We start from the raw sequence: 24,640 nt of genomic DNA on the forward strand, positions 1-24,640 counted from the left end.
GTCGCGACGGTCCACCGCCCGCGCCGTGCATACCACCCGGCGCCGGACGAAGGCGCGCGTGTCAGCTATCCGAAGACCGTGACGGACCCTTGACGAACCCGCCACCACGTGCGGCCTGTGGCCCCAGGCCCGACCACGGCAGATATCGCGGGGATCGACCACGTGAATTGCCTCGTCGCCGCCCTCGCGTGCTCGGCGATCCGATCCCGACGCCCTGCCGTAGCAATTCAGCAAAGCACGTCTGAATGGAACCCCCCAACATGTCGCAATTGAAAGTAGCCGTCGTCGGAACGGGCATTTCCGGACTTTCGGCGGCCTGGCTGCTGTCCGAGCGCCATCATGTCACATTGTTCGAGGCGGCGCCGCGCGCCGGTGGACATTCGAACACCGTGACCGTCGAGGAGCCCGGGGGACCCGTCGCGATCGACACCGGCTTCATTGTCTACAATCGCGCGAGCTATCCGAACCTCGTCAACCTGCTCGCCGCGCTCGGGATCGAAGGGGCGGCGACCCGGATGTCCTTTTCCGTCTGCCTCGGCGCCGGGGCGTACGAGTACTCGGGCGACGGTCTCGCCGGGCTCTTCGCCCAGCCTGGCAACATCGTTCGCGCCGACCACTGGCGCATGGTCCGGGACCTCTTGCGCTTTTTCCGCCGCGCCGAGCGCGATTTGACTGATGGCATCGCCGCCGGCTGTTCACTTGCGGAATATCTCGAGCGGCGCGGGTTTTCGTCTTCCTTCAGGGATCGACATATACTCCCCATGGCGGCGGCCATCTGGTCGACCCCGAGCGCGCGCGTCATGGACTTCCCGGCCGAGAGCTTCCTGCGCTTTTTCGCCAACCATGGCCTGCTGCGCCTGCGCAATCGCCCGCAGTGGCAGACGATCCCCGGCGGTTCCGCCCGCTACGTTTCGCGCATCCTGGAGAAAATCTCCGGACCGACGCGGCTGTCGACCCCCGTCGCGCGCATCGAGCGCCCGGGCCCATTCGTTCGTGTCGTAACGGCGGGCGGTGCGCGTGAGGAATTCGATCAGGTGGTTCTCGCCGGCCACGCCGACCGGATGCTCGGCCTCCTCGCCAGCCCGGCGCCCGAGGAGCGGCGTCTCCTGTCCGCCTTCCGGTATTCGGCGAACCGTGCCGTGCTGCACGGCGATCCCGCGCTGATGCCGACCCGCAGGCGCGTCTGGTCCGCCTGGAACTACCTCGATGCCGGCGCCGACAGGGACCGGACGATCGGCGTCACCTACTGGATGAACGCGCTGCAACCGCTCGCCACGCAGCAGCCCTATTTCGTCTCCCTCAATCCGCCCCGCGAGCCGCGCGCCGATCTCGTGCACTGGACCGGAGAATATCGCCACCCCGAGTTCGACGCCGCTACCCTGGCGGCTCAGAAGCGGCTCTGGTCGCTCCAGGGTGCGAACCGGACCTGGTATTGCGGCAGCTATTTCGGTTATGGGTTCCATGAGGATGGCTGCGAGAGCGGCCTCGCGGTCGCCGAGCAGCTCGGCAATCTGAAGCGGCCCTGGCGCGTGGATCCGGGCAAGGCGCGGGTGCATGTGACGGCACCGGCCGTCGCGCGGGAGCGCACGCGGGTGCCGGCAAGGAGTGGCGTTGCGTGAACGATCCGGTCGCCATGGCGGCGGTCTATGTCGGGGAGGTGGTGCACAAGCGCCTGCGCCCCCGCCCGCACGCGCTCTCTTACGGTGTCTTCACGCTGCTCCTGGACCTCGACCGCCTGGACGAGATCGCTTCCGGCTGCCGGTTGTTCTCGGTCAATCGCCCGAACCTCATCGCTTTCCACGAGCGCGACCACGCCGACGGCTCCGCCGATGGCGAGCCCCGTTCCCGCCGGCTCGCCGACGTCGTGCGCGAGGCGATGCGCAACGAGGGGATCGAGACGGGTGATTGCCGCATCCTCGCACTCTGCTACCCGCGCGTCCTCGGCTATGTCTTCAATCCGATCACCACCTATTTCGCGGTCGATGCGGCGGGTCGGGTGATCGCCACCGCCTACGAGGTCTCGAACACCTTCGGCGAGCGCACGACCTATGTGCTCGCGGCGGACGCCGGTCCGGACGGTCGTCTCTATCAAGCCTGCCAGAAGCGCCTCTACGTCTCGCCGTTCAACGAGGCGCATGGTCGATATACCTTCCATGTCGAGGCGCCCGGCGAGCGCGTGGTGGTGGGCGTCCTTCTGCGCGACGGCGCGGGGCCCCTCCTCAAGGCGCACTTTGCGGGTGACCGGCGCCCCTTGACCGACCGCGTCCTCCTCGCTCTCCTGGTGCGCCGGCCGCTGATGACCCTCAAGGTGATGGCAGCCATCCACTGGGAGGCATTGCGCCTCTGGCTCAAAGGAATGAAGCTGGTGCGGCGTCGACCGGCGGCGGCAGGCCGTTGCGAGGCGCCGCGAACCGACCAACCCGTGCTGCGTGAACCACGATGACGGAGTTATTGAGGGAGCCATTGGCCGGAACCGTCGACGACGGTCCGCATCTGCCGGTTCCGGGCTTCATCGCCCGCCTCGCGTTGGTGGCGACGGGCCGGTTGCTGAACAATCTCGATCGCGGCAGCCTGACCCTCGTACTTGGCCCCGGCGTTCGCCGCACCTTCATCGGCCGCACCGGAGGCGCCGATGCGGTCATTCATGTTCACGGCCTTGGTTTTCTCACCCGTTCCCTCTCCCGCGGCACCATCGGCATCGCCGAGAGCTACCTTCGCGGCGAATGGACGACGCCCGATCTCGCCGAGGTCTTTCGGTTCTTCATCGACAACAAGACGGCCCTGGTCGGCGCCGGCGCGGGCCTCTTTCGCGTGCGGGCCAGCGACACCCGTGCCCATGTCGCGAACGCCAACACGCGCGAGGGCAGCCGTCGCAACATCGCCGCCCACTACGATCTCGGCAATGCGTTCTATTCCCGGTGGCTCGATCCCTCCATGACATACTCGAGCGCGCTCTTTGCCCGGGCCGATGAGCCTCTCGCTGAGGCGCAGTTGCGCAAATACCGCCGGGTCGCCGACGCCATCGCCTGCCCGCCGGGTGGCCGCATTCTCGAAATCGGCTGTGGTTGGGGCGGCTTTGCCGAGGTTGCCTGCCGCGATCTCGGCCTCGAGGTCCATGGCATCACGCTTTCGAGCGAGCAACTCGCGTTCGCCCGCGAGCGCCTCGCGCGCCAGGGTCTCGCCGGGCGGTCCCGGATCGAGCTTCTCGACTATCGCGACACCAGCGGCCGATACGACGGGATCGCCTCGATCGAGATGATCGAGGCGGTCGGTCGCGAACACTGGCCGGAGTATTTCGGCGTCGTCTGCGAGCGGCTGCGTCCCGGGGCGCGCGCCGCGATCCAGGCGATCACGATCAGCGAGGAACTCGCCGCGAGCTACCGCCGCGCTCCCGACTTCATTCAGCATTTCATCTTTCCGGGCGGTGTGCTTCCGACCGTGCGCGAACTGCGCGAAGGCGCCGGCAGGGCCGGCCTCTCGGTCTCCGTCGATCTCTGCTTTGCCTCGAGTTACGCCGAGACCCTCTGGCGCTGGCGTCGCTCGTTCCTCTCGCGCTGGAGCGAAATCCGCGACTTGGGCTTCGACGAGCGCTTCCGGCGCATGTGGGATTATTATCTCACATATTGTGCCGTCGGCTTCGAGCGCCGCACCATCGACGTCGGCATTTACGTTCTCTCGCACGCCCGCTGATCGGCGGCCCGTCAGCCCTGACGGTTTCCCGCGAGCCGCCGGGTCAGCGCGAAGAAGAGGCCGGGCGGAAGCAGTGCCAGCAGCTTCATGAGGAGCACGAGCTTCCATGGAAACGCGATTTCGAACCGCCTCGAGGACAACCCGCGAAGGATCGCCGCCGCCGCTTCGGATGCGCTGATGATGAACGGCATGGGGAATGTGTTTGCCGCCGTCATGGGCGTGGCAACGAAGCCCGGATTGACGACCTGTACCTTGATGCCGTCACCGGCCAGATCGCCCCGCAGTGTTTCCGCCAGGTTGATCAGCGCCGCCTTGGTCGGCCCGTAGGCGGCCGCTCTCGGCAGGCCCCGGTAGCCCGAAACGGACGAGACGATCGCGATGTGCCCCGATCGCCTCGCCCGCATCGGCCCGACGACGGCGAGCACGGCATGGACCACACCGAGATGGTTGACCTCCATCGCCTGGCGGAACTTCGCGGCGTCGTAGTCGACGGGATCCATCATGTGCCAGACGCCGGCGGCGGCAACGAGGAGGTCGACATCGCCGTGCGCGTTCACGATGCGCTGGTGCGCGGCTTCGACGGCGGTCGCATCGGCGACGTCGACGGCGAGAGGAACGATTGCCGGCTCGCCGGCGGCCAGTTCGTCGAGGGCCTCGGCCGAGCGCGCGCTCGCGACCACCCTCCAGCCTTGCCGCGCGAGCAGGATGGCGAGTTCACGTCCGATGCCCGAACTCGCCCCCGTGATCCAGGCGACCCGCATCCGGTCCTTGACGCCCATGCCTACATGCCGATGAAGGGTTGCGCGAGGCGGCCCTTCAAGGTGCGAAAGCGCGCTTTGTCTTCCGTCGCCACGAGGCAAACGCACGGCAACCCCGGGGTCACCACCGGCTCGTGATCGATCTCCTCGTCCATGTCGGCCACGTCGCCGCGCTGGAAGAGCCCGAAACTGTCGCGGTAGGCACCGCTCAACACGAGCGTCAGTTCGGCGCCTCCGTGGCCGTGCTCGGGCACCTTGCGCCCCGGCTCGATCATGAGAAATCTGAGGTCACCGCTCTCGCCGGGAGAAAGCGCCACCTTGCTGTAGCGGATTCCGGGAGCGAGCCATTTCCAGGTCACGGTCTCGATGCCGCCGCCGATGCGCCTTGCAACGCTCGCCGGCAGCACGCCCGTAACGACTTCGCCACCTGCTCCCGTCCGAACCGGCAGCCGCTTGACTTTGTCGGCCTCGCGCGCGCGCGTGAGCAGCGCTTCGAATGCTCCAGCCGCCACCTCGGCCGGCTCCGCGGCTTCCAACATTGCCCCGCCGACCGCCTCGGATCGGGCGAGCCCGCTCCGGCAGGTCGGACACCAGTCGATATGGCCGCGCGCGACGACTTCGAGTGCCTCGCCGAGCGTACCCGCCGCCAGCGCCAACACCGTCGCCTCGTCGAGATGATGCGAGATGTTCATATTTCCCCTTCGATGGCCGAACGGACCTTTTGATAGGCGAGCCGCATGCGTGATTTCACCGTCCCGAGCGGCAGCTCCAGCCGGCTCGCGATCTCGCTGTGCGAGAGCCCATCGACGAACGAGAGCCGGATCACCGCCATCTGCTCCTCCGGCAACCCTTCGAGCACGCGCCCGACGATGGCATTTTCCTGGTTCTGTCCGACGATGGCATCGGCGAGCGGCTCGTCACTTGCCTCCTCCGGCATGTCGTCGCTGATCGGCTGGAGATGGGACTGGCGTCGCAAACGGTCGATGCGAATGTTTCGGGCGATGGTGAAGATCCATGTCGACGCACTGCCCTTTTCTTCCGAAAAGAGGTGCGCCTTGCGCCAGACGGTCAGCAGCGTGTCCTGTGCGATGTCCTCGGCCGTGTCGCGATCCGCTCCCTGACGCATCATGAGCGATTTCACGCGCGGTCCGAGCGCATCGAACAGCTCCTTGAACGCTGCTTCGTCGCGCTCGTCCGCTATTCGCCTGAGACAGGCCGCGAGCATTTGCGCCTGGGAACTCGCCTGACGCGCCACGTTCCTCGTACCCCTGGCTCCCGGTTGTGCCATGTCGTGATCCAACTGCTGCCCGAGATGTCAACGCTCGGGCCGGCTGGTCGGATCACCCGATCCTTCGCGTCCGGCCGTCCGCGAGCCGTCGGATCAGACGCCTTCGCCCTGCTCGATGAGCGTGCAGCCGTTGATGCGCCAGACGCCGTCGATCAGTACGAGTTCGTATCGCGCCAGCGTCAGCGCGCCGTCGGGCCCCGTCAAGAGCACGTCCTGGACCAATGTGTCGCCCTCTTGCCGAAGTGAGACGAAGCGATAGTCGCGTGGCCGATAGACCGGTCGATAGCCGCGCTTGACCATGTCCATGAACGTGGCGGCGTTACCGAACCGTCGCTGGATCATCGGTGAGGCATGGGCAAAGGCGCGGGCTTGGTCATCGGCGCCGAATGCGGCGATTTGATCGGCGATGACGGACTGGATGGCGACCCCGGGCGCGCCGTCGTCGGCCACCGCACGGCCGGCCGTCGCCGGTACCATGACGCTCACCAGGACCAGTGCGAGGACCGCGACGATCGCGCGCCTCCATCCGGCTCGGCTGCTTGCGCCCAAGTCGTGCCCGCCGCGCCGCGGCCCTGTCCGGCGCGTAGTGCCGATCCAATCCGTCATGCCAGCCTCCCTTGTTCGCCCAGCCGGCCTTGCTGTCCTCACAGCATGTCGCGCAGCCGATAGTAGATCATGCCGAGCGCCAGAATCTGGCTGCCCGCCCACCCGTCGACCGGGATCCGGGTGTGGCGGATGCGCTCGAAGAGATCGAAACGGCCCCGCGTGCCGGTCACGGCCTCGGCCAGGATGACCCCGGCGAGGTGCGCGAAGTTGACACCATGGCCGGAGTAGCCCTGGGAGTAGAATACGTTCGGCGCGAGCCGGCCGATCGCCGGCACCCGGTTGATGATGATGCCGATCTTTCCGCCCCAGGCATGCTCGATGCGCTTGCCGGCGAGTTGCGGGAAGATCTCGACCATGCGCGGACGGATCGAGCCGGCGATGTCGCTCGGCTCGCGGTTGGAGTAATTGCAGCGACCTCCGAACAGCATCCGGCCGTCGCCCGAGAGCCGGAAATAGTCGAGCACCATGTCGGTGTTGGAGACGGCGACGTCGTTGGCGATGAGCTGGCCTGCGAGCGTCCCGAGCGGCTCGGTCGCCACGATGTAGCTGCCGGTCGGAAACAGCAGGCCCTTGAGGCGCTGGCGCTCGAGGCGATGGTAGGCGCCTCCTGCCAGCACGACGAAATCAGCGTGCACCGACCCGCGCGGCGTCCGCACGATCGCCTTGCGGCCATGCTCGATGCCGACCACGGGGCTGTGCTCGTGAACCGCGACGCCGAGACCCGTCGCCGCATCCGCCTCCCCGATCGCGAGGTTGAGCGGATGCAGATGGCCACTGCCATGGTCGATCAATCCGCCGTGGTAGGCCCGCGTCCCGAGCATGGTGGCGAGCCGGTCCCGGTCGACCATCTCGAACGGATGGCCCTGGTCCATGTGCTCGCGGCAGTCCGCCTCGAGCCATTTCATGTGGCGGGGTTTTGTTGCGGCATACATCCAGCCGCGTTTGAGGTCGCAGGCGATGCCGTAGCGCGCCACCCGCTCCTCGACGATCCGGTTGCCCTCATAGAAGGTTTCGCGCAGGAACCGTCGCCCGTCTTCGCCGAGCTGACGTTCGAAGGCTTCGCTGCCGCTCATGCCGCCGATCAACTGTCCGCCGTTGCGCCCGCTTGCCCCCCAACCAATGCGGTTGGCCTCGATGAGCGCCACCCGATGGCCGCGCTCGGCGAGGGCAATGGCGGCGGACAGGCCCGTGAAGCCGGCCCCGACGACGGCGACGTCCGCGTTGGTTTCGCCCTCGAGCGGGGCGAAATCGGTGCGTCTGTTGGCGCTTGCCGCGTAATAGGAGGATGTGTGCTCTTCGTGGTCCGGGCTGGCTGGTCGCTCCAGCATCGATCACCTTTGCGTTTCGGGCACCAGGATCGCGGGACCCCGGCGCGGCACATTCAAACGACCCTCAGATACCACGTGTAGTCGCGGTCGCTGACTTCTGCGTTGAAGCGTTCTTCCTCGCTGCGCTTGGTGCGCACGTAGACGTCGATCGCCTCCTGACTGAGGTAGCGTGGCAGCACTTTGGCCTTGGCCAGCGCCTCGATCGCCGGCTTCCAGCGGGTCGGAAAGGGTGCCCCGTCGCCGCGCAGCGGCTCACCCTCTCCGATCGGTGCGATGGTGGGCTCCTTCGCCGACTCGAGACCATGCAGCATGCCCGCGAGCACCGCCGCCACAACCAGATAGGGGCAAGCGTCGGCGCCGGCGATGCGGTGCTCGAGCCGCCGCGCCATGCCACTCGCGAGCGGCAGCCTGATCGCGACCGCGCGGTGGTTCTCCCCCCACGTTCCCGTCGTCGGAACGAAGAAGCCCTCCTGGAAGCGGCGGTAGGAGTTGGCGTTTGGCGCGATGAGCGCGATCTGCTCGGTGAGCGTCTCCAGCAATCCGCCGACCGCATGGCGCAGCCGCTCGTCCTTCGTGAAGATGTTGCGCCCGGCCTCGTCGAGCACGCTGACGTGAACGTGCAGCCCGTTGCCCGCCATGCCCGCGAAGGGTTTGGCCATGAACGAAGCCAGCCAACCGTTCTCTCGGGCGACGGACTTGACGATCCGCTTGAGACACATCGCCTGATCCGAAGCGGTGAGCGCTTCGCCGTGCTCGAGATTGGCCTCCAGCTGGCCGTCGCCATATTCGCTGAGCACCGACGTCAGCGGCACCTTCTGGGCCCGGCAGCAGTCCTCCAGCCGGCGCACGAAGGGAGCGTAGTCGGCGAGCGCCTCCATCGTCATGGACTGTGGTCCGGTGAGCGGCGGGAACGGTCCCTCGGGCGCGGTCGGCACCGGCTTTCCGTCCTTGAACGAGAGCAGATAGAATTCGAGCTCGATGGCGATGACGGGCCTGAGGCCGATCGCGTGGTAGCGCTCCAGTACGCGTGCGAGGGTCTGGCGCGGATCGACGCGCTCGGGTTCGCCCTCGCGGTCGTAGCCGGCGACCAAAAGCTGCGCCGTCGGGCGGTCCGCCCACGGCACCGGCACGAGGCTGCCCGGCACGGGTCGGAACACGGAATCGGGATCGCCTTCGCGCCAACCGCGCAGCACCTCCTGTGGAATGCCACCGAGCGCATCGTGCAGAATGCTCGTGATCGGAAACAGCACGCCCGCTTTGCCGATCTTGTCGAGCACCGAGGGCGGATACTGCTTGCCGCGGATGATGCCGTTGATGTCCGTCGTCAGGACCTCGACGATCTCGGGCTCCGGATGGGCGGCTCGATAGGCTGCGACCTCGCTTTCGAAGTCGACGGTGGCTGGCTTCATGATGGACCCGGGTTCTGTTCGCAATGCGCGTGCAACTTGGCGCTGCACTTGACCGCAGCTTCGGCGAGGCTCATCTGAGATGGCCGGGCCGCGACTGTCAACGATGACCCGGTCGGGTCGGCGAACCGCCGCCATCGGTCTTGCGAGCCGTGCGAGGCTGGCAGGCTGCCCCGAGCCACCCGGACAGCCTGCGGAGGACGAGGATGCGCATAGGGATAATCGAGACCGGTCGCCCGCCCGCCGAGCTTGCTGAGCGCCACGGCGACTACCCGGCGATGTTCCGCAGGCTCCTCTCGGGGATCAGCCCCACGCCCGAATTCGCAACCTATGCCGCCATCGATGGCGAGGTGCCGAGCGATCCGCACGCGGCTGATGCCTGGCTCATTACCGGCTCGCGCCACGGCGTCTACGAGCGGCTCGAATGGATGCAGCGGCTCGCCGAATTCGTGCGCGCCGTCGTCGATGCGCGGGTGCCGCTGGTCGGCATCTGCTTCGGCCACCAGATCATCGCCGACGCGCTCGGCGGAGAGGTCGTCAAATCCGACCGCGGTTGGGGCGTCGGGGTGCAACGCTACGAGGTCACCGACGTGCCGGAGTGGGCAGAGGAAGTGCTGCGACCGGGCGAGAGCCTCGCGGTCCATGCCGTTCACCAGGACCAGGTGGTGCGCCTGCCCGAGGGCGCGAACGTCATCGCCAGCTCGCCGTTTTGCCCCTACGCGGCGCTCACTTATGGCGATGGGGTTCTGACTGTCCAGCCGCATCCGGAAATGGAAGAGCCATTCATGCGCGATCTGATCCATGTGCGGTTGTCCGGCGTCGTGCCGCCGGAGGTCGGTTCGGCCGCGCTCGCGTCGCTGGGTGTCGCCATCGACAGCGACAGGTTCGCGGCGATGATCGAAGCGTTCCTGCGTTCGGCCCTCGAGCGGCGGGCCGCAAGGGCCGCCTGATTCCGCAGCGGCGACGAATAGGTCCGCGACAAGCGGAATTGTAAGGTAGCGTCGGATGCCGGACGGAATGCATGGGGCGAGACTGCGCCGAAGCTGGCGCATGCCATCGCCGGTTGCCCCGTCCCTGGTCGTTCTCACGCTGCTGAGCGCCATCGGCCCGTTCACGATGAACGTCATGGTGCCGATGATGCCGGCGCTGGCGCGGGAATTCTCGACCAGCTACGGCGTCGCGCAGCTGACGCTGACGCTTTATCTCGTCGGAACCGCAGTCTCGACGCTCGCCCTCGGCGCGCTTTCCGATCGCTTCGGGCGCCGTCCGGTGATGCTCGTCGGCCTCTCGCTCTACGTCGCCGGCACGCTCGTGGCGGCCATCGCGCCCGACATCGGTTGGCTGCTCGCCGCCCGCATCCTGCAAGCGCTCGGCGGGACGGCGGGCCTCGTCCTCTCGCGCACCATCCTCTACGACGTCCATGGCCGCGACCGGGCCGCAAGCATGATCGGCTATGTGACCATGGCGATGGTGGTGGCACCGATGGTGGCGCCCGCGATCGGCGGCCTCGCCGTCCAGGCGGGCCTTTGGCGCGAGCTGTTCCTCGCCATGTCCCTGGCCGGCGCCGCGCTGCTCGCCCTTGGTGTTCTGCGGCTCGGCGAGACGCTGCCCGCGAATGCCGGCGCCACCTCGCGCTTCAGCCGCGACAACATCGCGCACCTCCTCGGTTCGCGCGCCTTCTGGGGCTATACGCTCAACCTCAGTTTCGCCTCCGGCATTTTCTTCTCGTTCGTTGCCGGCGCACCCTTCGTCGTGGTCAACGTACTCGGCCTCGAGGCGAGCACGTATGGCTTCTGGTTCGTCATCGTCTCGTGCGGCTACATGCTCGGCAACTTCGCATCCGCCCGCCTCTCGCGCCGGCTCGGCGCCGAGACCATGGTGGTCTGCGGCTCCATGGTCGCCTTCCTCGGCATCGCCGCCCTCTGGCTGCTCTCCGGCATCGCCTCGCCTCTCGCACTCTTCATTCCGATGTCGCTGGTCGCGGTCTCGAACGGACTGACGCTGCCGAGCGCCACCGCGAGCACGATGGCCGTCGAGCCGGAACTCGCCGGGACCGCCTCCGGCCTTTCGGGCGCGATCCAGATCGCCGTCGGGGCACTCGTGACCATCGCGGTCGGCGCCGTCATCGTCGATGATGCCCTGCCGATGCGCATCTCGATGACGGCCTGCGCGGTGCTCTCGCTCGTGGGCGTGACCGTGGCGCTCGGGACGCGCCGGTTGCTCACGATCCTGGCGCGCTTGCGCCGACCGCTCCAGGCGCCCTGAGCCGTGTGCCGCGAACTGATCACAGGCGTGCCTTCAGCGCGCGCCTGAAAAATCCGTTGCCTCAGCACTCCACGACGGCGACGTTGACGGCAAGGCCCCCTTGCGAGGTCTCCTTGTACTTGGTCTGCATGTCGAGCCCGGTCTGGCGCATCGTCTCGACGACGGTGTCGAAGAAGACGATGTGCCGGCCGTCACCGGCAAGCGCCAGCGAGGCCGCGTTGATCGCTTTGATCGCCCCCATGGCGTTGCGCTCGATGCACGGCACCTGGACGAGACCGCCGACCGGATCGCAGGTCATTCCGAGATGGTGCTCGAGAGCGATCTCTGCCGCGTTCTCGATCTGCTCCGGCGTGCCGCCGAGCGCCGCGCAGAGCCCCGCCGCGCCCATCGCGCTCGCGCTGCCCACTTCCCCCTGGCAGCCGACTTCCGCGCCCGAAAGCGAGGCGTTGTACTTGATGATCGCGCCGAATGCCGTCGCCGTCAGGAGGAAAACGTGAACGCCGCCGTGGTCGGCTCCAGGGCAACAGTCGCGATAGTAGCGCAGAACCGCCGGAATGACGCCGGCCGCCCCATTGGTTGGTGAGGTGACGACCCGGCCGCCAGCGGCGTTTTCCTCGTTCACCGCGATCGCATAGGCACTGACGCGGTCGAAGAACTGGTGCGGATACTTGAGGTTCTTCTCCTCGCCCGCGATCGCCTTTTCATAGAGGCCCTTCGCGCGTCGCCGCACCGAAAGGCCGCCAGGCAGGATGCCCTCGAGACTGAGCCCCCGGTCGATGCAGGTCATCATCGCCTTCCACAGACGGTCGATGCCTTCGTCGACCTCCTCGGCCGGCCGCAGCGCGCGCTCGTTGGCCAGCACGATCTCCGCGATGGTGGTCTTTTCCCGCGCGCACGTGTCGAGCAACTCGCGCGCATTGCGAAACGCGAAGCGTTCGGGCCGATGCGCGAGTTCGCCGCCCGCCGGCTCGCCCTCCTCGTAATTGTCCTCCGTCGTCACGAACCCGCCGCCGACCGAGAAGTAGACGCGGTTCGCCAGTTCCGCGCCCGTGCCGTCATAGGCGATGAGGCGCATGGCGTTGGGATGGCCCGGCGACGGTGTCACGAAGTCGAGCACGATGTCGGTCGCTGGATCGAGCGGGATGCTGCGCCGGCCCGCGAGCATGATCGTCTTGTTCGTCTGGACGTCTCGGATCATCTCATCGATGCGCTCGACGGCGACGCCGGCCGGCGTCTCCCCCATCAACCCGAGGAGCACGGCCTTGTCCGTGCCATGCCCTTTGCCGGTGAAAGCGAGCGACCCGTAGAACTCGCACCTGACGCGCGCCACCGCTTCGAGCTGGCCCGCCCGCTCGAGGCGCCTGAGAAAGCGCCCAGCCGCCACCATCGGCCCGACCGTGTGTGAACTCGAGGGGCCGATGCCGATCTTGAAGATGTCGAAGACGCTGACCATGCCGACCTCCTGGCGTGCCGAGCCACCTGCTTGGCATCCCCGCTCGCAGCGCGCCGTTCCGGTTGCGCCACGACAATGCGTCGCTGGCGTCGCAACGGGGCCGCCCCACTACGTGATCGGTCCTGCGATTTCCTGGACCAGTTTGCGCCGGATCGCTGCGGCATAGGCGCTATAGTCGTCCGCCACTTCGACGAACGCGCCCGGACCGCCGGTCACGTGATTGCGGAACCAGTGGTGCAGGTAGTCGTACTGGGTGAGGATGGCGAGCGCGTTGATCGTGATTCCGGCCGCGACTGCCCGGTCGCGCGCGACGTGGGCGGCCGCGCCCGAATTGTTGTAGCCGTCGGCCGAGATGTCGATCACCCGCCGGCCGGTGCGCACGGGGGCCCGCAGATGGAGCACCACGCCTGCGTCGATCGCGCCGCTGACCGAGGTCGCGCCATCGGCGGTCGCGCGCGGCGCCGCCTCGATCTCGGCCGCGAGCGCGAATGCCCGTTCGTCGTTGCCGATCACGCGCCATGGCACGACGACCACCTGCGATTTGACCCCGCTCCACTGTACGAGGGCGACGGCGATGCGCTTGCGCGCCCCCGCGGAGATCACCGCCAGCACCTCCGGGCTCCGGAAGGCTTCCGCGAGCCCGGTCATCTGTTGATGGAATTCTCCGCCATCGACGCTGTAGGAGCAATCGACCGCGAGAACGATGGCGACGTCGACTTCGACGCCGACACCGTCGCCGGCTTCGCCGGCCGGCATGAAGGGCCAGCTGGCGAGCGCCACGACCACGACGGCAACGGCCGCGGCGAGCCAAGCCAGTCGCGCCCTCTGGATCCCCGAGATTCCGAACCGGGATGCGCGCCGCCCCATCGTGATCAGCCGGGCGACATGCCGCGCAGCCGCTCGCCGCGCCGCCGCAACAACTCGAGCGCCGTCAGCAGGAGGATCGAAAGCACGACCAGGATGGTTGCGACCGCCAGGATCGTCGGCGAGATCTGCTCACGGATGCCGGCGAACATCTGGCGCGGGATGGTGCGCGTTTCATAACCGTCGAAAAAGATCACCGCCACCACCTCGTCGAACGAGGTGATGAAGGCAAAGAGGGCGCCCGAGATCACGCCCGGCAGGATGAGCGGCATGATCACCTTGAAGAACGTGGTGGTCGGCGAGGCCCCGAGGCTCGAGGCCGCGCGCACGAGGCTCTTGTCGAAGCCGACCAGCGTCGCCGTTACGGTGATGACGACGAACGGTGTGCCGAGCACGGCGTGCGTGATGACGATGGCGATGAGGTTCGGCGTGATCTTGAGGAAGCCGAGATCGATCGGATCGAGCTGGGTGAGCTGCGAGTAGGAGGCGAAAAAGAACATCGCCGCCGAGGTGATGATGATCGGCACGATCATCGGCGAGATCAGCAGACCCATGAGCAGCCCGCGGTAAGGCAGGTTCGACTGGCTGAGCCCGAGCGCCGCGATCGTGCCGAGCGTGGTCGAGATGATGGTCGCCGCGATCGCGATGATGAACGAGTTCTTCGTTGCGTGCACCCACTGCGCGTTCGCCCAGCTGTCGGCCAGCCACTTCCAGGTGTCGGGCTCGTCCGGATTGGCCATGCCATTCGTCAGGATGTTGAGGTACCAGCGCATCGAGTAGGCGTCTTTCTCGAACGCCAGCATGCCATCCGTGAACGTGAAATAGGGCTCGGCGTTGAACGAGAGCGGCACGATGATGAGGATCGGCATGATCAGGAAGAGGAGGACCAGGCCGCAGAAGAAGCGGAAGAAATAGAACCAGGCCGTCTCGAGCGGGCTCGCGTGCGCCGGTAGTGCCATGGTTTTTTGTCCCTTGCTTGCGTCCCGCAGCCACGGCCGCCCCGTCCAGCGGCCGCCCGACGTCTCACCCGAGCTTCATGTTGTCGACGCCGACGATGCGATTGTAGACCCAGTAGAGAACCAGAACGCCGATCAGCAGCAGGGCAGAGAGCGCCGCCGCCAGCCCCCAGTTGAGCGACGTCTTCATGTGGTAGGCGATGAGATTGGAAATGAGCTGGCCGCTCTGGCCGCCGACCAGCGCCGGCGTGATGTAGTAGCCGATGGCGAGGATGAAAACGAGGATGGCGCCCGCGCCGATGCCCGGCACCGTCTGCGGGAAATAGACCCGCCAGAAGGCCGTCCATTGCGTCGCCCCGAGCGAACGGGCCGCCCGCACGTAGCTCGGCGAGATCGTCTTCATGACGCTGTAGAGCGGCAGAATCATGAAGGGCAACAGGATGTGCGTCATCGCGATGACGGTTCCCGTCGCGTTGAAAATCATCTGGATCCGCCCCTCGTCGGAAATGATGCCGACGGCGACCAGGAGGTCGTTGATCACACCTTGGGTTTGCAGGAGCGCGATCCAGGAGGTCGTGCGCACCAGGAGCGAGGTCCAGAATGGCAGCAGCACGAGGATGAGAAGCAGGTTCGAATAGCGCATCGGCAGCGACGCGAGCAGAAAGGCGACCGGATAGCCGAGCAGGATGCAGGCGATCGTCACGGCTCCGCTCAGCCAGAGCGTGCGGATGAAGAGTGTCACGTAGATCTGCCGGTCCTCGGGTTGCGAGACGACGCCCCCATCGGGCCCGGTCGCGAGATCGAGGGAGTTGAGGAAGTGGATCGGCGTCAGCGGCTTGCTCATCTGGCGGATGTGGCCCCAGACGTCCGGACGCGACCAGACGCGGTCGTAGGAGAGGATCTTTTCCTTCCAGGGGCCGCTCTCGCCTGCCTTCACCTTGCGGGCTGTACCCGTGAAGGCCGCGCGGGTGCCGGGCACCACGAAGTTGAAGCGCGTCGCCGCGCGCCCGATCGTCTTTTCCTTGCTCGCCTGCGCCATGTCGGCGGCGAACGCGGCGAAAATCTCTTCCGGAGGCAATTCGCCGTCCCGATACGTCCACGACGGAATGGCGGCGGCGGTGCGGTGGAAAATCGTGCCGAATTCGTAGTTGTCGACGCTGCGGAACAGCATGAGGCCGAGCGGCGCGAGGAACGTCAAAAGGACGAAGAGCAGCAGCGGCAGGACCAGCATGAAGGCCCGCGTCTTCTGCTTGCGCGTTGCCCGCGCGAGCCGGGTCTTGAGCGGAACCCCGTCAATGGTCGAGAGCATCCCGGCAGGGCTGGCGGCGTGACCGCTTTGCTGCGAGCCGATGGTCGTGTCGGCCATTGTTTGGCTCTCCTCCTCGAGCCGTCACTGACGACTTCGTGTCAGCCCGGCGCCCGATCCTCTTTGGCTCGCTGCGCGATGTGTCCGGGCGGCGTGCGCCGCCCGGACCGCTGTCGTTTGGATTACTTCGCGAGCCAAGCGTTGAACCGCTCGTTGAGCTGGTCCGCATTGTCGGCCCAGAACACGAAATCGTTCTGCAGCGCGTTCTTGAAGTTGTCCGGGGCCGTCGGCATGTGCGGGCCCATCGGAATGCCAGCCTCGGCGTGATTGCCGACGAGCGGGTTCGAGGAGGCGCGCACGGGGCCGTATGAAATCCAGGCGGCCTGATCGGCGAGGCGCTGGGTGTCGGTCGCGAAGGCGATGAACTTCAGCGCGGCTTCACGGTTCTTCGAACCCTTGACCAGAACGAAGAGGTCGAGGTCCCACACCTGGCCGTCCCAGACGATCGGGAAGTTCTTCTTCTCGGTCGCAACGGCGTTGAAGATACGGCCGTTGTAGGCAGTGGTCATGGCGACCTCACCGTCGGCGAGGAGCTGCGGCGGCTGCGCGCCGGCCTCCCACCAGACGACCTGGCTCTTGATGGTGTCGAGCTTGGCGAACGCGCGATCGACGCCTTCGGGGGTCGCCAGCAACTCGTAGACCTGGCTGGCCGGAACGCCGTCCGCCATCAGGGCGAATTCGAGGTTCGCCTTCGGGCCCTTGCGCAGGCCGCGCTTGCCGGGGAACTTGGCGAGGTCGAAGAAGTCGGCCATCGTGGTCGGCACGGTGCCGGTGATCTTGTCGCCGTCATAGGCATAGACCGTCGACCAGACGATGCTGCCGACCGAGCATTCCGTCAGCGAGCCTTCGACGAAATCCTTTTCGGCGGGCGTCCCGTCGGGAGCCGGCGGCAGGATGGCCTTGTCGATCGGCTCGAGCAGGCCCTCGTCGCAGCCACGCACCGCGTCCGACAATTCGACGTCGACCACGTCCCACGTGACGTTGCCGGCTTCGACCTGGGCTTTGATTTCCGCGAGACCGCCGTTGTAGTCCACGGAATTGACCTTGATGCCGGTCGCGGCCGTGAAGGGCTCGTGGTAGGCCTTGATCTGGCTCTTCGTGTAGGCGCCGCCCCACGAGACCACATTGATCTCCTGGGCGCTCGCGGTGGTGACCCCGCCGACGAGGGCGGCCACGGCCACCATGCCGATCAGCTTGAGTTTCATGCTTCTTCTCCTCCTGGCTCATTTTTTGAGCCTATTCACCGACTCCCCGCCCGATCTGCCGGCTTGCGGCCGTAAGCGCGAGCTGGGCTTGCATTGGGTCCCCGGTATTCCGGTGGACCCGATCGCAGCGGACGATAGCCCGCTGCGATGTTCTCCGGCCCTTGCGGCCGTTCAGGACGCCCACCCGCCGACCGCACGGCACGTCCCGTGCCGTCGTTCGCCTTGGGTAGGCATGGAACACCGTTGCCGTGCCTAGCTCGCATCGAGCGCGCGGCAATCGCTGATCGCCCAACCGATCCTGGTTTCGCGGCCTTCCTCGAGCGGTGCGTGGCCATAACGGTTCGGCACCTTCACGATGAAATCGTCGTGTCCGGCGACGCTCATCCGAGTGCGGATGTGGTCCCCATGGTAGATGAGTTCCGCGACGCGCCCGGTCAGCACGTTGTCCGTCGTGCCTTTGGCGGGATCGATCTCGATACGCTCCGGTCGGATCGAGAGCATCGTGCGCGAGTCGACGCCATCGACCTTGACCGCGAGCGCCCGGACCATCTCCCCCCCCTCGATCTCGACGTCGCAGACGTCGCCGTTGCGCGCGCGGACAATCCCATTCAGCCGGTTGTTCTCCCCGATGAACTGGGCAACGAAGCTCGAGGTGGGTTTTTCATAGAGTTCGTCGGGCGAGGAGAGCTGCTGGATGACGCCATCGTTGAACACGGCGATCCGGTTCGACATGGTCAGCGCCTCGGACTGGTCGTGCGTTACGTAGACGACGGTGACGCCGAGGTTCTCGTGAATGTGCTTGATCTCGTACTGCATCTGCTCGCGCAATTGCTTGTCGAGAGCGCCGAGCGGCTCGTCCATCAGCACGAGATCGGGTTCGAACACGAGGGCCCGCGCAACGGCGATCCGCTGCTGCTGGCCGCCCGAGAGTTGCGCCGGGCGCCGCCCACCCATTTGCGGCAATTCGACCATCTCGAGAACGCGTTTGACGCGCTGCTCGGTCTCCGCCTTCGAGACCCCACGCACCTGTAGCGGAAAGGCCAGGTTCTCGTTGACCGTCATGTGCGGAAAGAGAGCGTAATTCTGGAACACCATGCCGATGCCGCGCTTGTGCGGCGGCACGTTGTTGATCGGCCGTCCGTTGAGATAGATTTCGCCGTAGGTCGCCGGCTCGAAGCCGGCGAGCATCATGAGGCACGTCGTCTTGCCCGAACCGGATGGTCCGAGCATGGTCAGGAACTCCCCCCTCGCGATATCGAGGTTGAGATCCTTTACGACCAGAGACACACCGTCGTAGCTCTTCTGGACGCCCTCGAAGCGAACGTATGCACGCTCGCTCGCATCGCGCGAGACAGCTTGCGCCAAACCGCCTTCCTCCCGTCGGGTCGACACCCCGCCGACGGGTCGCGAGGCGACCCGGTCTTTGCGGCACGAACCCAATTTCGTGACGGGCACCACTGGCGCGGAGCGCCATTCGTGACCGCCGACCCTAGACACCTGTGACCGTCGCTTCTTTTGGCGACTGGCCGGAACCTCGCAGCTCCCATCGGCCGACAGCCCCGTTCGACGAGGGCGTTCAGCCTTCTGGATTCGTAGCACGATTGTCGTCGAGTGCAAGCCGGTCGCTGACGCGAGCCATCCTTAGGCTTGATGGCGGGAGCGCCGAGCGGGCTGGAAGGACGGAATTCGCGCCTGTCGCAGGTGATCCGGGTGGTGTCGCAAATCGACCACGGGCCGGGCGTCGGGCGTTCGTAAATTGCCGGCGTTGATCGGTCGTGCCGGACGGGCACGGCCGGTTGTCGAGGCGGGTTCGAGACGAGACGTGAGGCCGATGGCCTGGGGAGGCGAGCGATGAAGACCGAGGCACGCGTGGTGGTTGTCGGTGGCGGTGTGGTCGGCGTTGCGACGCTTCATCACCTCGCCCGCAAGGGCTGGAGCGACGTCGTGCTGATCGAGCGAAAGGAGCTGACCTCGGGCTCCACCTGGCATGCCGCCGGGCTGCTGCCGCTCTTCAACCTCAGCTACTCCGTCGGCCAGATTCACAAGTACTCGGTGCGCTTCTACCAGGAATTGCAGCGTGAGACCGGCATGAACGTCGGCTTCTCGCAGGTCAGCAACATCCGACTCGCCCGCACCCGCGACCGCCTCGACGAATACCACTATTACGCTGGCGTCGCCGAGACCATCGGCGTGCCGCTGAAGTTCCTGACGCCCGCTGAACTGAAGGAGGTCTGGCCACTCTGCGAGACCGATGGCATCCTCGGTGCGATCCAGCATCCGGGCGACGGCTACATCCAGCCGGCAGACCTCACCCAAGCGCTCGCCAAAGGCGCCCGTGACCGGGGCGCGACGATCTACCGCAACACCGTCGTCACCGGCATCGACCAGCGCGGTGACGGCAAGTGGGTGGTCACCACCGACAAGGGCGCGATCGTCTGCGAACACGTCGTCGCCGCGACCGGCAACTTCGCCCGTCGGACCGGTGCCATGGTCGGCCTCGAGGTCCCGGTCATCCCCGTCGAGCACCAGTACATCGTCACCGAGCCGCATCCCGCGATCCTCGAACGCAAGCGCCAGGGGCTGCCCGAGATGGGCGTGCTGCGCGAAAGCGGTTCCTCCTGGTACATGCGAGAGGAGAACGGCGGCCTGTTGCTCGGGCCCTACGAGCACGGCGCCCCCTGCTGCTACGTCGACGGCCCCTCCGATCAGAGTGAGTACGAGCTGTTCCAGGAGGATCTCGACCGCCTCATGCCGCACATCGAGACAGCGGTCGCGCGCGTGCCGGCGTTCGGCGAGGTCGGCATCAAGAAGGTCTACAATGGCGCGATCGCCTACACGCCCGACGGCTCACCGATCATCGGCCCCGCGCCGGGCCTGAAGAACTTCTGGCTCAACGAAGGGCATTCCTTCGGCGTCACGGCCGCTGGTGGCGCCGGCTGGCAGCTCGCGGAGTGGATCGTCGACGGCGAGCCGACAATCGACATGATGGGCGTCGACCCGCGCCGCTTCGGGCCCTACGCGACCGAAGGCTACCTCCGGCAAAAGAACGAGGAGGCCTACGCCAACGTCTTCACGATGCACTACCCCGACGAGGAGCGCGCCGCCGCCCGGCCCCTCAAGACGACGCCCTGCTATGAGCGTATGAAGGCGCTCGGCGCGGTCTTCGGCTCGGTCTACGGCTGGGAGCGGCCGAACTGGTTCGCCCCGGCCGGGTACGAGGTGCCCAAGGACCAGCTCGGCGTCGGTGCCGACGTCATCACCAGCCACAACCACGCCGCCCCCCTGGAGGATGGCCGCATCGTCGAGAAATGGTCGTTCCGCCGCTCCAACTATTTCGAGCACGTCGGCAACGAGGTGAAGGCCGTGAGCGCCGGCGTCGGCCTTCAGGACATGAGTGCCTTCGCCAAGTGCTGGATCTCCGGCCCCGGCGCCGAGGCCTGGCTGTCCTCGATCCTCGCCAACAAACTGCCAAAGAGCGTCGGGCGCATTGCACTCTGCCACTTGCTGACAAAGCATGGCGGCGTGCGCTCGGAGTTTACCGTCTACAAGCAGCCCACCGGCTTCTATCTCGTCTCGGCCGGCGCCTACGAGGCGCACGACCACGACGTTCTGCACAAGCTGCTGCCAACCGACGGCAGCGTGCGCATGACGTCGATGACCAGCCAGTGGGGTGTTCTGGTCATCGCGGGACCGCGCGCGCGCGACGTCCTTGCAAAGCTGACCCGGACCCCGCTCGACAACAAGAGCTTCCCCTGGCTGACCGGGCGACAGATTTCCCTCGGCGCCGCAACCGCCCATGCCCTGCGCGTCAACTTCGTCGGTGAACTCGGCTGGGAGTTCCACCATCCCATCGAGCAGCAGAACCACATCTTCGATCAACTCATGGAAGCGGGCGCCGAATTCGGCATTCGGCCCTACGGCATCCGCGCCATGACGGCGATGGCGATCGAAAAGAGCTACCGCCTCATCCCGCGCGAACTCTCGATCGAGTACTCGGCCTGGGAATCGGGCCTCGACCGTTTCGTCGCGCTCGACAAGGGCGACTTCCTCGGCCGCGAGGCGCTGGTTGCCCAGAAGGAAAAGGGTCTCGGCTGGAATTTCGTGACCATGGAGGTTCACGGCATCACCGATTGCGACGCCCGTGGCAACGAGGCGATCCACGATCCGTCCGGCAACCTCGTCGGGCGCGCGACGCACGGGGGCTATGGCTGGCGGTGCGGCAAATCCCTGGCGCTTGCCATGGTCAAACCCGAGCACGCCGCCATCGGCACGAAGCTCACGATCCGCATCCTCGGCAAGGACCATGGGGCGGTGGTGATCCCCGAGAGCCCGTTCGATCCCGCGAATGCCCGCCTCAGGGCCGACGCCGGGGCATGAGGCGACGGGGCATCCAGCCGACGGGCGATGCGCTCGCCCGTCGGGGGTGCGTCGAGCGCGATTGTCAGGCGCGCTTCACGAAACTGATCACGAGCAGCAGGATGACCGCACCGATTGTCGCCGAGATGATCTGGCCGAGAAGGCCGGAGAACGGCAAGACACCCGGAAGCAGGAAGCCTGCGACGATGGCGCCGAGAACGCCGACGATGATGTTACCGACGAGGCCGAAGCCGCCACCCTTGATGATCTGACCTGCCAGCCACCCGGCGACCGCGCCGATCGCCAGCATCACGATGATTGCAACGGGATCCATGGTCGTCTCCTGTCCATGCCTGGACCGATCCCTCCACATGACACAACGCGCGAGCGGCCCGGCTCGCGGGTCGAATCGCCCGCCCGACGAGCTTAAACCAAAGTCGCAATCGTACGAAGCGCCCCGAGTGTCGCCTGGTGTCTGGGTGATGTGCCCGCCCGCAACGCGCTCCGCCGGGTTCGGTCAACTTGATGTGATCGACGAGATGTTCGGACTTTGGTCTGTTCACCATCGTGCCACGATGTCGCTATGTGGGGGCGGTAAGAATCCGTGTTCCGCCTGTTCCGGGCGGTCGCGACCCAATCGGAGGAGTCATATGCGCTTTCGTACACTCGCCGCGGCGGCTCTCGGTGTGGCAGCCGTGGCGGCCGCCTCGACGGTGGCTGTCGCCAACGAGAATGCCGTGGCGGCCCGTCGCGGCTACTACCAGATGGTTCTCTTCAGCTTCGGCCCATTGTCCGGCATGGCCAAGGGCGACGTCGCATACGATGCGGCGATGGCCCAAAAGCACGCGGACGAACTGAAGGCGCTCGCGGCATTCGGCTCCGGCCGCTACTTCGTGCCCGGCACCTCGAATGAGGACATGCCCGGCAAGACCCGCGCCCTGCCCGCGATCTGGGCGGCTGGCTCCGACGTCGGCGACAAAGCGTCGGCCTTTTCTGCCGCCATCGACAAGCTCGCCGCCGCCGCCAGCGGTGGCAAGGATGCTCTGACCGCGGCCGTGGGCGACCTCGGCGCGGCCTGTGGCGCCTGCCACAAGGCGTTCCGCGCCAAGGATTTCTGATCCTGCAGGTGGCGAGATCCTGAACGACAGCGCCCGCGGCAGGCTTGCCTCCCGCGGGCGCATCTGCGACTGGGGCGGAGTATCGACGCCAGCGCGACGCCAATTCGGGGCGACGTCGCCGCGTCGGAGGGGCGGATGCGAGGGGGGAATCATGACGGATCGACGGGATGAGGAGATTGTCCGCGTCCGGGTTTGGAGTGTGCCGGTTCGTCTCTTCCATTGGCTCCTGGTGGCGGCCGTCGCGACCGCTTGGATCCTCGGCGAGTTCGGTCCCTCGATCAAAACCAACCATTTCTATGCTGGCTATGCGGTCGGTGGCTTGGTGGTCCTGCGCCTTCTCTGGGGCCTCTTCGGGCCGCGCGTGGAGCGGTTTTCCGGGTTCGTTGCCGGGCCACGCCGCACCCTGTCCTACATGGCCGGTATGTTTTCGCGCAGCCCGAGCGGCTGGTACGGCCACAACCCTGTCGGTGGCTGGTCGGTCGTCGCGATCCTGCTGGCGCTGCTCCTCCAGGTCGCGACCGGTCTCGTCGCCGACGACGAAATCTTCAACAAGGGGCCGTTCGCGGATCTGGTCGGCACGGATCTCAGCTTGCAGGCGACCGCCCTCCACCACCTGCTCTCGAAGGTCGTGCTGGCGCTCGTCGTCATTCACGTCGCCGCCGTCGCGTTCTACGCGATCTGGAAGCGTGAAAACCTCGTCCATCCGATGATTACGGGCTGGAAGAAGGTCCGCCGGTCCGCCTTGCCGCAGGATTCGGGACGGACCGATTGAGCGCGCCACTGAAGGGTCGCCTCGCGCTGGCGGCTCGGCACTTGGCTGCCGGTTTGGCTCAATGCTCGCCGAGGGTGCCGTTCGACATTTCGTCGGCACTCGCCGAGAATTCGCCAGAGAATGCGCGGTCCGGCTCGAACTCGCGGCGGTCGGCCTGAGGCGTCACGTCGTAGCGTTCGCGATAGCGCTTGGAGAAATGCGAGGCCGACACGAACCCGGCCGCGATCGCCACTTCGACGATCGGCAGGTTCGAGTGCCGCAGCAGCCGCCGCGCCCGCTCTAGCCGCACGTCGAGATAGTAGCGAGCCGGCGAGCGTCCGAGGAACTGGCGAAACAATCGCTCGACGTGACGTCGCGAGATGCCCGTCACATCCGATATCTCGGCGAGCGAGAGAGGCTCCGAGACGTTCGCCTCCATCAGCTCGATGATGCTGAGGAGACGCGGGTTCTGGACGCCGACTCGAGCGCCGATCGGCAACCGCTGGCGATCCTGCGCCGGCCGGATGCGGTCGATGAGGCAGAGTTCACAAACCCGTGCCACCACCTGCTCGCCATGGCTCGAGCCGATGAGGTGGAGCATCATGTCGAGTGACGACGTGCCGCCGGCACACGTATAGATGTTCTGGTCGACCTCGAAGAGGCATGAGCGCACCGCAACATCCGGGAACTGCTCGGAAAAACCGGGCAGGTTTTCCCAATGGATGGCGCAGCGGCGCCCATCCAGCAGCCCGGCGCGCGCCAGGATGTGAGCGGCGGTGCACAGCCCCCCGAGGGCGGCCCCGCGGCTGTAGAGCCGGCGCAACCAGCCGAACACCACCGGTTCGTTGTATTTCTCCACCTCGATGCCGGCACACACGATGACCATCGACGAGGAGGTCGGGTCCGAGGTCGCCTTGCGCACGGCCTCGAGGTCCAGCGTCGTATTGACGGCGATGCCGTTCGAGGCCGCCACCGGCTGGCCGTCCTTGGAGACGATGTGCCAGCGATAGGTGTTGCTTCCTAGAACGCGGTTCGTCAGGCGCAACGCCTCGACGGCGACCGAAAACGCCATCATCGAGAAGTTCGGCGTCAGGAAGAAATAGATGTCACGAGCCAGTTGCCGGGCTGGAGACAACATCGCGACCTCCGAGGAATGCTGTGGGGGCGCATCGGGCGATCCCGACGCGGTTCGGATGACGGCATTCGATCAGTTCCAATTCCGACATCTGC

At 66.5% G+C, this 24,640-nt stretch carries 22 protein-coding genes; 8 read left to right on the plus strand and 14 right to left on the minus strand.

Annotated features, from left to right (window positions below):
- Nucleotides 1-245: 245 nt before the first annotated feature.
- The 3 genes from GC150_03055 to GC150_03065 are packed head-to-tail and all read left to right on the plus strand — an operon-like array spanning nt 246 to nt 3,690.
- Complete coding sequence (locus tag GC150_03055; GenBank protein ID MBI1383873.1) at nt 246-1,619, plus strand: FAD-dependent oxidoreductase; 1,374 nt, start codon at nt 246-248, stop codon at nt 1,617-1,619.
- 14 nt (nt 1,620-1,633) lie between these two features.
- The gene (locus GC150_03060) at nt 1,634-2,443 is read left to right on the plus strand and encodes a DUF1365 family protein (GenBank protein MBI1383874.1); all 810 of its coding nucleotides are present in this window, start codon (nt 1,634-1,636) and stop codon (nt 2,441-2,443) included.
- Nucleotides 2,440-3,690, plus strand: a complete 1,251-nt coding sequence (locus GC150_03065; protein MBI1383875.1) for a methyltransferase domain-containing protein — start codon at nt 2,440-2,442, stop codon at nt 3,688-3,690. Before GC150_03060 ends, GC150_03065 begins: the two co-directional genes overlap by 4 nt.
- Nucleotides 3,691-3,701: 11 nt before the next feature.
- On the opposite strand, the gene GC150_03070 is transcribed toward GC150_03065, so the two are convergent.
- From GC150_03070 to GC150_03095, 6 genes are all read right to left on the minus strand, one after another.
- A complete protein-coding gene (locus GC150_03070; GenBank protein MBI1383876.1) occupies nt 3,702-4,469 on the minus strand; it encodes an SDR family NAD(P)-dependent oxidoreductase in 768 nt (255 codons plus the stop codon).
- A 2-nt stretch (nt 4,470-4,471) separates the two neighbouring features.
- Nucleotides 4,472-5,140: a transcriptional regulator gene (locus tag GC150_03075; GenBank protein ID MBI1383877.1), complete on the minus strand. Its 669-nt coding sequence runs from the start codon at nt 5,138-5,140 to the stop codon at nt 4,472-4,474.
- Nucleotides 5,137-5,673 carry a sigma-70 family RNA polymerase sigma factor gene (locus tag GC150_03080; GenBank protein MBI1383878.1) on the minus strand — a complete coding sequence of 179 codons (537 nt, stop codon included), beginning with the start codon at nt 5,671-5,673 and terminating at the stop codon, nt 5,137-5,139. The genes GC150_03075 and GC150_03080 overlap by 4 nt, the downstream gene beginning before the upstream one ends.
- Nucleotides 5,674-5,829: 156 nt before the next feature.
- The gene (locus GC150_03085) at nt 5,830-6,342 is read right to left on the minus strand and encodes a DUF4864 domain-containing protein (GenBank protein ID MBI1383879.1); all 513 of its coding nucleotides are present in this window, start codon (nt 6,340-6,342) and stop codon (nt 5,830-5,832) included.
- A 38-nt stretch (nt 6,343-6,380) separates the two neighbouring features.
- Entirely contained in the window at nt 6,381-7,670 is a 1,290-nt protein-coding gene (locus tag GC150_03090; protein MBI1383880.1) for an FAD-dependent oxidoreductase, read from the minus strand.
- 53 nt (nt 7,671-7,723) lie between these two features.
- Nucleotides 7,724-9,214, minus strand: coding sequence for a glutamine synthetase (locus GC150_03095; GenBank protein ID MBI1383881.1), 1,491 nt, complete (start codon nt 9,212-9,214; stop codon nt 7,724-7,726).
- A 68-nt stretch (nt 9,215-9,282) separates the two neighbouring features.
- Between GC150_03095 and GC150_03100 the strand changes: the two genes are divergently transcribed.
- Together GC150_03100 and GC150_03105 are read left to right on the plus strand one after the other, a co-directional pair.
- The gene (locus tag GC150_03100; protein MBI1383882.1) at nt 9,283-10,026 is read left to right on the plus strand and encodes a type 1 glutamine amidotransferase; all 744 of its coding nucleotides are present in this window, start codon (nt 9,283-9,285) and stop codon (nt 10,024-10,026) included.
- Nucleotides 10,027-10,081: 55 nt separating this feature from the next.
- Nucleotides 10,082-11,341, plus strand: a complete 1,260-nt coding sequence (locus GC150_03105) for a Bcr/CflA family efflux MFS transporter (protein ID MBI1383883.1) — start codon at nt 10,082-10,084, stop codon at nt 11,339-11,341.
- Nucleotides 11,342-11,402: 61 nt separating this feature from the next.
- Here the strand turns inward: GC150_03105 and GC150_03110 are convergent, their stop codons facing one another.
- From GC150_03110 to potA, 6 genes are all read right to left on the minus strand, one after another.
- The gene (locus GC150_03110; protein ID MBI1383884.1) at nt 11,403-12,794 is read right to left on the minus strand and encodes an L-serine ammonia-lyase; all 1,392 of its coding nucleotides are present in this window, start codon (nt 12,792-12,794) and stop codon (nt 11,403-11,405) included.
- A gap of 108 nt (nt 12,795-12,902) precedes the next feature.
- Nucleotides 12,903-13,661 carry a DUF1194 domain-containing protein gene (locus GC150_03115; protein ID MBI1383885.1) on the minus strand — a complete coding sequence of 253 codons (759 nt, stop codon included), beginning with the start codon at nt 13,659-13,661 and terminating at the stop codon, nt 12,903-12,905.
- 5 nt (nt 13,662-13,666) lie between these two features.
- Complete coding sequence (locus GC150_03120; protein MBI1383886.1) at nt 13,667-14,617, minus strand: ABC transporter permease subunit; 951 nt, start codon at nt 14,615-14,617, stop codon at nt 13,667-13,669.
- Between the two features lie 64 nt (nt 14,618-14,681).
- Nucleotides 14,682-15,980: an ABC transporter permease subunit gene (locus GC150_03125; GenBank protein MBI1383887.1), complete on the minus strand. Its 1,299-nt coding sequence runs from the start codon at nt 15,978-15,980 to the stop codon at nt 14,682-14,684.
- Between the two features lie 122 nt (nt 15,981-16,102).
- Entirely contained in the window at nt 16,103-17,185 is a 1,083-nt protein-coding gene (locus GC150_03130) for an extracellular solute-binding protein (GenBank protein ID MBI1383888.1), read from the minus strand.
- A gap of 252 nt (nt 17,186-17,437) precedes the next feature.
- Complete coding sequence (gene potA, locus GC150_03135; protein ID MBI1383889.1) at nt 17,438-18,550, minus strand: polyamine ABC transporter ATP-binding protein; 1,113 nt, start codon at nt 18,548-18,550, stop codon at nt 17,438-17,440.
- A gap of 486 nt (nt 18,551-19,036) precedes the next feature.
- Here potA and GC150_03140 point away from each other — a divergent pair, with 486 nt between their 5' ends.
- Nucleotides 19,037-21,562, plus strand: a complete 2,526-nt coding sequence (locus tag GC150_03140; protein MBI1383890.1) for an FAD-dependent oxidoreductase — start codon at nt 19,037-19,039, stop codon at nt 21,560-21,562.
- Between the two features lie 64 nt (nt 21,563-21,626).
- Here the strand turns inward: GC150_03140 and GC150_03145 are convergent, their stop codons facing one another.
- Nucleotides 21,627-21,875 (minus strand): GlsB/YeaQ/YmgE family stress response membrane protein, encoded by a 249-nt coding sequence (locus GC150_03145; GenBank protein ID MBI1383891.1) that lies wholly within the window; start codon nt 21,873-21,875, stop codon nt 21,627-21,629.
- Here GC150_03145 and GC150_03150 point away from each other — a divergent pair.
- Together GC150_03150 and GC150_03155 are read left to right on the plus strand one after the other, a co-directional pair.
- The gene (locus GC150_03150) at nt 21,856-22,659 is read left to right on the plus strand and encodes a hypothetical protein (GenBank protein ID MBI1383892.1); all 804 of its coding nucleotides are present in this window, start codon (nt 21,856-21,858) and stop codon (nt 22,657-22,659) included. The two genes, GC150_03145 and GC150_03150, sit on opposite strands and share 20 nt — an antisense overlap.
- A 151-nt stretch (nt 22,660-22,810) precedes the next feature.
- Nucleotides 22,811-23,431: a cytochrome B gene (locus GC150_03155; GenBank protein MBI1383893.1), complete on the plus strand. Its 621-nt coding sequence runs from the start codon at nt 22,811-22,813 to the stop codon at nt 23,429-23,431.
- Between the two features lie 58 nt (nt 23,432-23,489).
- On the opposite strand, the gene GC150_03160 is transcribed toward GC150_03155, so the two are convergent.
- Nucleotides 23,490-24,548: a helix-turn-helix domain-containing protein gene (locus GC150_03160; GenBank protein ID MBI1383894.1), complete on the minus strand. Its 1,059-nt coding sequence runs from the start codon at nt 24,546-24,548 to the stop codon at nt 23,490-23,492.
- Nucleotides 24,549-24,640 lie beyond the last annotated feature (92 nt).

Source organism: Hyphomicrobiales bacterium, assembly GCA_016125495.1.
In the GTDB taxonomy this organism is placed as follows: Bacteria; Pseudomonadota; Alphaproteobacteria; order Rhizobiales; family RI-29; genus RI-29.